Here is a 12438-nt window from a genome sequence, read left to right as displayed (position 1 = left end):
CGCCACCTGGTTCTGGGCGCTGTTCGCGGACATCACGGGCCTGACGCTCGTGCTGTGGGCGGTGACGGGCCTGTTCATGTGGTGGCAGATGAAGCCCACGCGGGTGATCGGCGTGGTGTCCGTCAGCATCGCGCTCGGGCTGGGCATGGCCGTCATTGGAGGCACGCTTGCGGACCTCCAGTTTGGCAACGTCCAGAAGAAGACCGGGCCCGGCGACGGAGAGGCACCGCCGCCACCACAGCAGGCCGCCCGTCCCGCGGCGGCCCCCGCCAGCCCGGCGGCTGTGGCGGACTGAGCGAACCCGCGGGCCCCAGGCTACTCGCCGAGCGCCGCGTACTTCACGAGCGTGTAGCGGTACTTCTGCTGGGCCCGCATCTTCGCGGCCAGGGCACCGTGCACGGCATCGTCCCAGCGGGTGTACTTCTCGATGAACCGATCCGAGGCTGCCTTGTCCCCCGCCCGCTGGATCGCCAGCACCTCGCGCAGCAGCCGGCTGACCACGCCAGGGTACTTGTCATAGTGGATGTGGAGGCCGTCCGGGCGGACCTCCAGCAGCCCGCTCTCCAGGAAGTAGTTCATCTGCATGAGCTGCATCGTCTGGTAGGGCTGATCCCGCCGTGGGCGGACGATCTGCAGCACGCGGAAGATGCCGCTCGCGTACAGCTCGCGCAGGGTGGTGTCGTCGTAGAAGCCCCGCTCGCGCAGCGCCTTGGCGAGATACAGCGACACGAGGTCTGCCTTCATCTCCTCCAGCGCGCTCGAGTTCTCCTCCAGGGCGTCGCTGCTCACCGAGCGGCCCTTCACGTCCCGATCCACGCCGAGGTAGTGGCCCACCTCGTGCCAGAGCGTCCGGTTGAAGCTGCCGCTCGGGCCGAGGTGATCTCGGAAGGGCGCGGCCACCACGGCCTGCCACGCCGTGCTCCCGTTCGCGAAGAGGTCCGGGTGCCTCATGATGTTCGAGCGCAGCAGGATCGTCCGGCCGTACCGGCGGGCGTGCAGCGGATCGTTGGGGAGGATGGTGGCGGTGTTGGCACCCCGCGCCTGAGCGAAGTCCGCGATCACCTGATAGACGCCCACCGGGATGTCGGAGCTCACCGTCTTGTGAGGCTCGTAGGGCAGGCTGTCCTCGAAGGCCTGGAGCCCCTGCAGCGCCTTCTCCAGCCGGGCCGTCGCGGCATCGTCCCGGAGCAGCACACTCAGCGAGTAGAACGCCTTCGCACCAAAGAGCTCGTCGTCGTAGACCTCGTACGCTCCGATCTGGGCATTGAGCCGCTGGAACCGGCCTCGCACCCACGAAGCATCCCCTGACTCATAGTCGTTGGAGAGCAGATCCCTGGCGCGGTTGCGCAGGTAGCCCGCGAACTCGGGATCGTCTCCCTCCACGGCCGCGGCCGCCTCCCAGAGCAGCCCATGGGCCTTCACCATCTGCGGTGCATACGCGACCGAGTAGGGCACGGCGTACAGCATCGCCGGGTCCGGCTTCGCGGCGAGCGCACGGAGCCTGGCGCTCAGTCCAGGGTGGAGCCCCTCGAGCACAGGGTGGCGCTTCAGCGCATCCAGATCCTTCTTCAGCGAGGCGGCATCCGCGCGACGGACGACCGTCCGGGGATCGAGGAGCGAGGCCCGGAGCTCGGGACGGCGCTCCAGCACCTGCTGCACCTGCTCCTTGGTGATGCCCCAGGGGTAGACGTTCTTGCCCGGGACGACGGCGTCCGCTGCCAGGAACGGCACCCGCTCGTTCTCCAGCGTGTTGGCGATGGGGCCCTGGAACAGCCCGTAGAGCGTCCGCTGCTGCTCCGCGAGCGGAGTCTTCTGGCCTTCGAGCCGTTTGCGGAGCGCGAGCGCCTGCCGGTGCCGGGAGTCCTCGTAGAGCTCCTGGAAGAGCTGCCCCACCTCCAGGAGCTTGGAGAGGGCAGTGCGCTCACCCGGAGTGAGGGTGGACAGGTCCGGCGTGAGCCGGATCGTCTGGGTCTTCTCGAGGATCTGGGCCGCTTGCTGCTCGGTCCAAGCAGGAGGGGCGGCGGTGGCGGTCGTGGCGGTAGTCATGAGGAGCATCAAGAAGGGTGCTCGGAGCATGGGCAGTGAGCGTACCTGTCCCTCGCGGGAATGCCTAAGATGGACTGGCTCGAGGAGACAACGCCATGGAGCTTCGCCACCTGAGGAGGGCATGCCTCTGCGCCAGCCTCCTGCTGTTCAGCGCCGCCTGCACCGACCCCAAGCCTGAGCCCGAGCCGGAACCGGTCTTCACCAGGCCTCCCAACCTCCACTTCCTCATCGACACCTCGGGCTCGATGCGGGAGCTGCCCCAGATTGCCGCGGGCGACCACGAGGAGTTCTTCGAGCTCACCGTCAACGGCTGTGAGAACCCGCGGCTGGACGCCTTCAGTGCCACCCACGGCTGGGTCGCGGGAGTGGTCTATCCGCAGCCGGATCGAGGCACCTCCCAGGGAGCGGACACCGGCTTCCCCAATCTGTTCCTCGGCGACAAGTTCTATGCCTACATGGCCTGGGGGCAGGACAACGCCCCGCTGCCTCAGTGGAACTCACGGGAGGAGGCTTGTCAGAGCCAGGTCCCGGACTGGAACGGGGCGAACGCCACCGAGTACTCCCGGTGCCTGAGCTGCCTGGACACCAAGGGCTACTTCAAGGTGTCGTTCGCCGAAGGCCGTAACACGCCGCCGCTGAACAATTCGGACTTCATCCTCTGGGGCCGCTTCCTCAACTTCAATCCGCCCAAGTACGTGACGCTCCGGATGGTGCTCAAGCGGCTCTTCAACGAGCTGGGAGAGCCGGAGCTGGGGGGCGGGCGCGTGAGCTTCAGCTCCTTCCTCAGCACCACCCCCTCCAGTGCGATGGGGGAGCGGTTGAACCCGATCTGCGATCAGAGCTCCGCGGATGCCAGCTCCTTCCAACCCTTCCGAGCCCGCTACATCGACGCCATCAACGCCCTGAGTTTCTCCACGGGCACTCCCCTGGCCCGCTCGCTGCTCAACGCCGGCTACTTCTTCACCTCGGGCGACGACGTGTACCGGGACGCCTTCGGCTTCGGTCAGAGCTATGGCTACCCGCCCACCTTCCGCAACGACGCGCTCACCTCTCCTGACCGCAGCGTGTGCTGGGGGTGCCAGACCTCCGCCGCCATCATTGTCAGTGACGGCGAGCCAAACGGGGACTCGCTCCCCGCCGCGACCATCAGCCAGCTCCGGGCGCTCAACGGCGGCCCCGTCTACTGCCCGGACTCCCGGCCGTGCGGCTCAGGCTCCCTCGCCGCCCGCGACAAGGGCACCAACCCCGATGACGTCTCCGACGACAACCCGCAGTACCTGCTCGATGATGTGGCGAAGCTGCTGGCCACCCAGGATCTTCAGCGGGCCTCGCCCGAGGTCGTCGGGGACTTTGACACCACCGGCTCGCAGCACCTGCTCACCTATACGGTCGGCTTCGGCATCGACAGCAGGCTCCTCGAGAACACGGCCAAGGAGGGCAACGGCCTCTACTTCACGACCACCACTGCCAGTGAACTCGAGCAGGCCTTGAGGCAGATCCTCGCGGACGTGAAGTCGCGGGCGGCGTCCTGCCCCGTTCCGCCGTAGTCAGCCGGCAGCGGCCAGACTCGCGGTCAACAGGCCACGCACTCGTGGCCAGGCTGCCACGCCGCGGCATTGTTCAGAGAGGGCGTGAACTGGCCCATGGCTTGCTGTTAAGGCTCTGCGCAAACCTCGCGCGAAAGCCTCCATGAGCCTGCCGCTGCTGACGATCCCCCTGCTGGTGCTTCACGCCGCCTCGGTCTCACCCCAGACCGTTCCCGCTCGAGGGGCCCAGGAAGCCATCCTCGCGCTCGACCGGGCCGGGCGGTACATCGTCAAGGCCCAGAGCCCCGCGGGCACGGCCTGCGACATCGTCGATCACGTCCGGGGCCCCTTCGAGAAGTCCGGGACGGTGGGGCGCTCCAGCTGCGAACTGGATCTGCTGCTGGACGCGGGCACCTACAAGCTGCGCCTGTCCTCGAAGCCCAAGGGCAAGGGGAACGTCACGCTGTCCGTGACACCCTACGAGGAGCTCAACGCCACGCCGCTGCGCCTGGAGCCACGGCGCGAGGTGAAGCAGAGCCTGAAGCCGCGCCAGCAGGCCTCGTACTGGCTCAAGATCGACAAGCGCCAGCCGGTGACGCTGCGCATCGCCGGGCGGCACGCGGGCGACGTGCGGCTGTGGCGGACGGGCGAGTGGCTGGAGGCCCTCACCGCGCGAAACACCTCTCCGCGCCCGCGTCCAGGCATGCCGATCCACGAGTGGTGGTTCGAGACCACGCTGGAGCCCGGGGTGTATCTGCTCATCGCGTATGGCACCGGCTCCACGGAGTGGACCCAGAGCCAGCCGGACGACTCGGGCCTCACGGTGGCGTGGGGCTTCCCGCAGGCCTCCGAGGATCGGCTGGCCACCCTCACCCTGCCGGAGACGGGGCTCGCTACGCTGGAGTTTCCCCCCGAGCCGTCCGCCTTCTTCCTCTCGCGCGAGGGCAGCTCGAAGTCCACCACGCGCCTGAGCCTGCACCCCATCAGCGAGGAAGGCGCGACGAGCGTGTTCTCCTCGGCCGAGGCCTCCTGCGACATCGATGGCAAGGCGCTGATTCCCGAGTGCAGCGCGTCGGCCCAGCGCAAGGGCCGCCGGGTTGTGCTCATCCGAGGCGAGCCTGGCACCCGCGTGACGCTGAGGTGGGCCCGGTTGCTGGAGGGGCAGCGGTGGACGGATGGGGTCTACGGGGGCGGGGCCCGGGGAATCGCCTTCCAGGTGGACAACGAGGGTGACTACCTCGTCGCGGTCCATGAGACCCCGCTCGACCAGGACAGCGCGCCGGTGGGGTGCATCTTGAACAATATGCCCACAGCGGGCGATCCCATGCAGCAGGGGCGGGATCTGCTGGAGGTGAGCCCCGACAAGCCGTTCCGGCGCTCGTTCAACTACAACGGCAGCTCCGCCACGCTGCAGTTCGAGATCACCCGCTCCGGGCGCTACGTCTTCCAGACCGCTGGCGAGCGAAAGACCCGCTGTGAGCTGTACCGCGCTGACAACGGCCACCCCACGCGGCTCACGGAGACCCAGCCGGAGGCCGTCACCTGCCGTGTCGCCGTCCCCGCGACGCCCGGCATGTATGAGCTGCGCATCTATGGAGGGACCGAGGGCATCGAGAACGTGACCCTCGCCCCGGACGGGCCTCCTCCCACGGCGGAGACGCCCACCAAGGTCTCATGCCTCTTCCCCAAGCTGCGCCTGCAGCGCTGGTTGGGCTATGGGGTGGGCACCACGCGGAGCACGGAGAAGTCGATTCGCGGGCTGTTCATCCGCCCCCTCCCGCTCACCCTCAGCGAGCCCCTGCCGCTGGTGCTCAACGGGCACAGGAGCGTGAAGCTCCCGCTGAGCGGAGGGAGACCGGTGGAGATTCGTGCGCTGAGTGGAGAGCCGTTCCACTGCACGCTCGGCGGAAGGAAGTTGGACACCCAGGGAGGCACCTGCACGCTGCCGGGGGACGGCGGGGAGGTCACGCTCGAGAACCCGGGGATCTCGGCCATCACACTCTCGCTGCGCCGGCCACCCCCGCCGCCGGCCGCACCCCCGCCGCTGCTGGCCTGGAGCCCGAGCCTGGCGCCGCTGCCCGTGCTCGCGCCGGCCGCGCCCATGTGGCTCGACTTCGAGCGGGGGCAGTCGCACGCACTCATCTTCAATGTGAAGGATGCCGGGCTCTACCACGTCACGACCCAGGGGCTGCTCTCGACCGAGTGCCGCATCCGGACGCCGGTCGTCCAGCAGGTTGGCGCGGCGTCGGGCGGAGGACGCGGGCGCAACTGCCTTGTCTCGACGTACCTGCGCCCAGGGCGCTACCTGCTCGACGTGCACACGTCCGGGCAGAGCCGGGGTCGTGGCGCGGTGGTGCTCGAGCGCCGCGCGGTGAAGTCCGCGGAGGGACTGTCCGGCGAGGCCGAGGTCTTCTTCCGCGCGGACGCGGGAGAGCTCATCCAGCAGAAGCTCCGCGTGCCGAAGCGCGGGGCCTACACGCTGAGCACCGCGGCGCAGAGCGGCTCGCTCCAGTGCCGCCTCGATGACCCGCAGGGCTGGCCGGTGGTGAACGTCCCGGCGCCTTGCACGAGCACGATGGCACTCTCCTCCGGGAACTACCTGTGGACGCAGCTCCCGCTCACGGTGGAGAGCATGCGCCGCACATCGCTCGAGCGGGTGCGGCCCACCGTGACGCTCAAGGGCAACAAGGTGCACCCGCTGCCGTTCAACGCGTGGTCCCGCGTGCAGCTGGGGAAGGATGGAAAGGACGAGTTCTCGTTCGAGGTGCCTGCACAGGTGGAGGTCGCGTTCGCGCTGACACACGGGATGCAGGGGCGCCTCTACCTGGTGGGCGCGGACAACCAGCTCAAGCCGGTGGAGACCATCGCCGCAATGACGCCGGACCTGACGCGGCCGCGGGGGAGCTCTGTGACTCGGGTGCGCGCGTACGTGCCACCTCCGGAGCCCGTGAACGAGGAAGGGGAGGGCAGTGAGGGCGGCGAAGGTGAGGAGGGATCCTCCGAGGAGAGCTACGAGGAGCCGCCTCCCGAGCCTTCCTATGCCGAGGAGGAGTCATCCGAGTCCTCTTCGGAGTCACTGCCGGAGACCGATGCGCCGGCTCCGACGGGCAGAGCGCTGTCGCTCGCGCCAGGGCGGTACCGGCTGATCACTGAGCACAGCCGCGGGGATGTGGCGATCACCTACGCCCTCTACCTCCGCGTCAACACGCTGGTGTCCGGGATCGTCCGCGCGGTGAATGCCCCCGATCGGGTTCCGCTGCGCCTGCCGACGGAGGGCACGCTGCGGCTCTCCACGAGAGGTGACACGGATGTGCGCTGCCGCATCTTCGACAGCGAGGGCCGCCTGGTCGTCGAGAACGCCGATCGCGGCGCCGACTGGAACTGCGCGATCGCCGAGCCGTTCGCCGCGGGGAACTACACGCTGGTGCTCGAGAGCCAGACGCAGCAGCCCGGCCCGACGCGCGTCTCTGTCGCAGTGGCGAAGGTGACGGATGCAGGCACCCTCGCGGACAAGGCGACGCTCAAGCTGGATGCGGGCGTGCAGCGCGCGACGCTCCCCGCGGCGGGGGACAACGGGGTGCAGGAGATCGGGCTTCGCTCCAAGACGGCCATCGCCTGTGCGCTCGAGGATGACCAGGGCAGGGTCGTCACGCGGCAGCTCGACACACGCGAGTGCGTGCTGCTCGTCCGCCCCGGTGGCTCGAGCTGGCGCGTGCGCGTCTGGACGCTGGCCAACAGCGCCCAGGTGACGGCTTCGCTGGTCACCCGACCCGTGGCTCCTTCCTCGGGTGGGAGCATCCCAGCGGGAGCGGCGGTGCTGACGAAGATCCCGCAGCCAGGGCGGTATCAGACGGGTGCTGGGGTCTACTGCCTGCCCGCAGGGCAGAAAGGGCCGCTCAAGAGCTGCGCGGGCGAGGTCTCGCTGGAGTCGGGAGACTGGATCTTCAGTGGCGCAGGAGCGCAAGAGGCCTCTTTGAAGCTCAGCGAGGTGATCGACGCGATCGACAACCCGAAGACCGAGCGCGCGCGTCTCACCCGGAATGTCTCGCTGCTGCGGCAGTCTACCCGGGCCCCCTCGCTCCACCTGTTCAAGGCCAGCGTGCAGGTGGGCGACCGGAGCAACCCCGCCTGTGCGCTCGTGGGCGGGACGGCGCGTCAGGATGACTTCATGTGCGTCGCGGCCACCGGCCCCACGCAGCAGTCCCTGGCGCGGTGGTGGACGCCGGCGCTCAGCGCGAGCGAGGCGGCTCTGACCCGGCTCTCGGTGCCGGTTCCCTCGGTCGCGGCCTCGCTGCAGCCGGGCTTGCAGAACGTCGTCTGGTCACAAGGGCCGACGATCCAGCTGCGAATGCCCTCGAGCCACTCTCGCGTCCAGCTCGCCCTGCCGCGGAGTGCGTGGGCGGTGCAGGTGGACGAGCAAGGCACGGCGGTGGACCTCTGCGCGCCCGCTCCGAACCTCGCGGCGTGCATCCTCACGGGCAAGGGAGGCTCCCTCTTCATCTACTCCCCCGAGGAGACGCGCGCGCAGTCCGAGCTGGTCGCGATCGACCCTACGCCGCGCCTGGAGATCCTGGATCGGCTGTATGAGGCGGTGAGCACTGCGCCAGCGCAGCAGCGCCTCGTGTTCATCGCGCAGCCCGTCCCACGGCTGCTGAGCGTGTCCGGGGCGCTGCGCTGTGTGACGACGCTCGATGACGGGGCGCGGCTGGAGGGCTGCGAGGCCCGAATCCCGCCCGCTCGCTCCGGAGAGGTGGTGCTGGATGTGAGCGTGGGAGGTGTCCGCGCCGTGCTCACGCCTCCCGCGGAGCTGAGAAGCGCCGCGCTCGGGAGCCTCTCGGCGCAGGCGGCGGCGGAGCTGCTCGCGGCCAAGGCGCTCAAGCTGGGCAGCTCCCGCGTGGAGCGCTCCTTCACGCTCACCTCCGAGGCCGTGGTGCATGTCCGGTCGGACTCGGGCGTGTGCGGACTCGTCCAGGGGAGCACGGTGCTCCAGGTGCAGGGCAGCGACAAGGGCTGCGCGTTCGACGAGGTGCTCAAGGCCGGCACCTACCGCCTGGTCGTGCGAGGCTTCGCGGACCGCGCGCTCTCCGGCAGCCTCACCTGGACGCAGGAGCCCGTGAAGGAGCTGAAGGAGGGCGTGGCGAGCGAGGAGAGCTGGATCACCCCCTCGCAGACGCGCTTCTTCCGCTTCGCCACTCAGTCTCCGGGCCGGATCGGCCTGGGGCTCCAGGTGCCCGCGGAGCTGCTCGAGTGCCGCGTGCTGGATCAGGAGCAGCGCGTGCTCGGCGAGGGCTGCCAGCAGTTCCTCCAGCTCGACAAGGGCACCTACCTGCTCGCGGTGCATGCGCCCGCCACCGCGCGCCCCCTCAAGTTCAAGCCCGTCCTCGTGGGGCTCGCCGGCGCCAAGGCCGACGTCCCCGAGGAATACCTGCGTGACTTCTTCCAGCGGATTGGAGTGAACCCGTGATGTCCGTCTCCCCGAGAGCCACCGCGCTCCTCGTACTGCTCGCGATCTTCCCCGCCGAGGCCCAGGACTACCGCCCCGCCGATGAGAGCCAGCGTCCCGAGGGCGGCTCGACCCGGATCCTCCCCGAGCAGTTCCTGCGCGGGTTCGATCCGGTGACCGTGTACTTCTCCGGCAACGAGGGCCCCGGCAAGCGGCCCGCGGACGACGGTGCGAAGCTGCTCAAGATCTCGCCCTCCTGGCCCGGCCAGTACTTCTGGGCGGACAAGAAGACGCTCCAGTTCCGGCCCGCCGAGCCATGGCCCGCGCTGCAGCGCTTTGCCTTCGAGGCCCGCGGGACGCGCAAGGTGCTGGCGACGATGATGTCCGCGCCGTCCGCGATGGCTCCCTACGCGGGCAGCATGAACCTGCGGCCCTTCCGCACGCTGACCCTCACGTTCCCGCAGCCGCTGCCGCTCGCCGCGCTCAAGCAGATGCTCACGCTGGAGATCCGCGATCTGCCCGGCCTGGCCGACTCGCCCACCCGGGTGGTGAAGGACTTCAGCCTCTCCCAGCTCCCCCGGGACAACCAGCGGAGCCCGGCCGTCTACGCCATCACACTCGACGAGGACGTGCCGGAGGGCAAGCAGCTCCGGGTGACGGTGAGCCTTGCGCTAGGTGAGGAGGACAAGATGCTCTGGACGGGGCGGCTGTCCACGCAGCCGGCCTTCCACCTCCAGTCCATCCTCTGCGGCTCGGCGAACTTCGCCCTGGTGGGAGGCGCCTCGGTGCCTCGGGACATGGCGCTCTCGTGCGGCAACCAGGGAGATCTGCCGCAGCTCCTCTTCTCCGCCAACGTGCAGGACGTGACGCTCACCGCGCTCAAGAAGCTGGTGCGCCTGGAGCCCGCGGTGCCGGACATGCACTTCGAGAGCTACGGCAGCCGCATCGCGCTGCGCGGAAAGTTCGTCCCCGACACCCTCTACCAGATGCGGATCGCCGCCGCGCCGATCCGGGATGACAGCGGCCGGTCGCTGCGAGACCCGGGGGACGTGCAGGTGTTTTTCCACCTGGGATGGAAGACCGCCTTCCTGCGCTGGGGGCAGGCGAAGGCGATTGTCGAGGCAAAGGGGCCGCGGATGCTGCCGCTCCAGGGCTACGGAGACGCGCGCGCGGACGTACGCATCTACCGGGTCGATCCGCTCCACGAGGGCGTCTGGCCCTTCCCCGAGCGCCCCGTTGTCATCAACGAGGAGAGCGCGCCGCCCTTCCCCGGCGAGGAGCCCTCCACCCCGGCCGACACCACGGCCTACATCGGGTCCGAGGAGCTGAGTGCCCACCTCCGGCTGCTGGGCTCGCCGCTGGTCTCACGGGTGGTGGAGCTTCCGCTCGCGAGCAAGAGCGGCACGACGAGCTTCGGGCTCGATCTGGCGCCCCTGTTGGATGAAGCCGTGGGCCGCCAGCGTCCGGGCACCTACCTGGTGGGCCTGCGCCGGCTCACCGGAGCCCCCGAGCGCGCCTATGTCCGCGTGCAGGTAACGAACCTCTCGCTCACGGCGGTGGAGGAGCGCGACCGCGCCCTGTTCTTCGTCCGCACGCTGGATGATGCCAAGGAGGTCCGTGGCGCGAAGATCGTGATCGAAGGCCAGCGCCTCGGGCCGGATCCGAAGCGTCCGGGCTCTACGATCTCTGTGCCGTTCTCGCTGCCGCTCACCACGGACGAGGGGGGCCGCGCCATCCTCGAGCCGCAGCGGGACGTGCAAAACATCAAGCGCATCTCGGTCCAGAGTGGAGAGGACATCCTCGTGCTGGACCCGCGCGAGCCACCCGCCACCTTTGCGCAGAACCACTGGTCTCCGTCGACCGGGTTCCTGGAGTGGATCGGCCAGCAGATCCCACCACCTCGGAACGATGCGCTCCTCGGGTTCCTCTTCACCGAGCGGCCCATCTACAAGCCCGGCGAGAAGGTCTTCATCAAGGGGTTCGTGAGGCGCAAGACAGGAGGTGAGCTGCAGCTCGCGGGAGGCGCAGGGGCCTACGAGCTTCGGGTTGACGGCCCGGGGGATCAGCACTGGCAGCCGGTGGTCACGTTCTCCGGGCTGGGGTTCTCTTCGGAGTTCGCCGAGAAGGACGTGCCCACGGGAGAGTTCCAGGTCGTCCTCGTGGAGAAGCACTCGAGGGCTGAGGTCGCCCGGCGCTCGTTCCTGATCGAGGCTTACCGCGTCCCGCAGTTCGAGGTGCAGCTCTCATCCGCCAACACCGTGCGGCTGGACGCGGCCTTCAAGGTGAAGGCGGTGGCGCGCTACTACGCAGGTGGAAACGTCGCCGGGCAGCCCATCGCGTGGACGGTCACGCGCCGGCCGCACTACTACGTGCCGAAGGGCCGCGAGGGGTTCCTCTTCGCCTCGAGCACCCAGTTCGCCCGCGAGGGCCAGAGCCGAGCGCCTGAGGTCATCCGCCGGAACACGGAGCTGGACGAGGGCGGTGCGGACGAGCTCCAGGTCAACCCCGCGCTCGATCTCGACGGGAGCGCCCGCGTGTACCGCTTCGAGGCCACGGTGACGGGGGCGGACAACCAGCCGGTGTCGGCTGTCACCGAGGTGAAGGCGCTGCCGCCCTTCGTGCTCGGCATGAAGCTGCCCAGGTACTCGGACAAGCCCTTCGAGCTGAAGCCGGAGATCGTCGCCGTGGGCGTGGATGACAAGTCCATCAAGGGCCAGGAGGTGACGGTGCGGCTGTTCCGGCGCGTCTGGCACAGCCAGCTCCGCGAGACGCACTTTGCCACCGGAGACGCCCGGTACGTGACAGAGCAGGAGGACGTGAAGGTGAGCGAGCAGGTGGTGACGACGGACGCGCAGCCCGTGGCGCCCACGTTCGGGCTCAAGGAGGCGGGCGTGTACGTGGTGGAGCTCATCGCCCGCGACAAGCTGGGCCGGGTGCAGACGCTCTCGGCGGACCTGTACGTGGGAGGGCAGACGCCCATGGCGTGGAAGAAGCCACGCCAGGGAGTCTTCGAGCTGGCCACGGACAAGCCGAAGTACCGGCCAGGCGACACGGCGCGCATCATCATCCAGAGCCCGTTCCAGCAAGGCCGAGCGCTGGTGGTGGTCGAGGAGCCAGGTGGTAACACGTACACGTGGCGTGAGGTCTCCGGCGGCAAGGCGGTGTACGAGCTGCCCATCAAGGCGAACCACGTCCCGAACATCGCCGTGCACGTGGCGCTCATGCGGGGACGGCTGGGGGAGGGGAAGACAGAGGACGCCCGCTACCGGCCGCAGACACTCGGGGCGTCAATCGACATCGAAGTGGAGCCCGTGCGCAACCAGGTGGTGGTGGAGCTCAAGCACCCGGAGACGGCGCGGCCAGGGACGAAGATCCCCGTGGAGCTCAAGCTCAAGGATGACAAGGGCGCACCCCTGGCGGGCG

At 69.1% G+C, this 12438-nt stretch carries 5 protein-coding genes; 4 read left to right on the top strand and 1 reads right to left on the bottom strand.

The annotated features are described in order from the left end of the window. On the top strand, nucleotides 1–295 hold a 295-nt coding region (locus VD972_RS34250; RefSeq protein WP_324993011.1), incomplete at its 5' end, for a hypothetical protein. 20 nt (nucleotides 296–315) lie between these two features. Here the strand turns inward: VD972_RS34250 and VD972_RS34245 are convergent. Beyond that, entirely contained in the window at nucleotides 316–2046 is a 1731-nt protein-coding gene (locus VD972_RS34245; protein WP_324993010.1) for an NUDIX hydrolase, read from the bottom strand. Nucleotides 2047–2141: 95 nt separating this feature from the next. On the opposite strand from VD972_RS34245, the gene VD972_RS34240 reads away from it, so the two are divergent. The 3 genes from VD972_RS34240 to VD972_RS34230 all read left to right on the top strand — a co-directional run. Beyond that, entirely contained in the window at nucleotides 2142–3593 is a 1452-nt protein-coding gene (locus tag VD972_RS34240; protein WP_324993009.1) for a hypothetical protein, read from the top strand. Between the two features lie 142 nt (nucleotides 3594–3735). Beyond that, nucleotides 3736–9036 (top strand): hypothetical protein, encoded by a 5301-nt coding sequence (locus VD972_RS34235; protein WP_324993008.1) that lies wholly within the window; start codon nucleotides 3736–3738, stop codon nucleotides 9034–9036. Beyond that, nucleotides 9036–12438: MG2 domain-containing protein (locus VD972_RS34230; RefSeq protein ID WP_324993007.1), on the top strand; the 3403-nt coding region annotated here is incomplete at its 3' end. The genes VD972_RS34235 and VD972_RS34230, both read left to right, overlap by 1 nt.

Source organism: Hyalangium sp. (genome assembly GCF_035629615.1).
Classification (GTDB): Bacteria; Myxococcota; Myxococcia; order Myxococcales; family Myxococcaceae; genus Hyalangium.
Note: the sequence above shows the minus strand (reverse complement) of the source record. Positions and strands in the feature narration are given on the sequence as shown.

Bases quoted from the DNA above. Each gene is read 5' to 3' on its own strand.
- VD972_RS34245 (WP_324993010.1), bottom strand. From the start codon at position 2,046: ATGACTACCGCCACGACCGCCACCGCCGCCCCTCCTGCTTGGACCGAG.
- VD972_RS34240 (WP_324993009.1), top strand. From the start codon at position 2,142: ATGGAGCTTCGCCACCTGAGGAGGGCATGCCTCTGCGCCAGCCTCCTG.
- VD972_RS34235 (WP_324993008.1), top strand. From the start codon at position 3,736: ATGAGCCTGCCGCTGCTGACGATCCCCCTGCTGGTGCTTCACGCCGCC.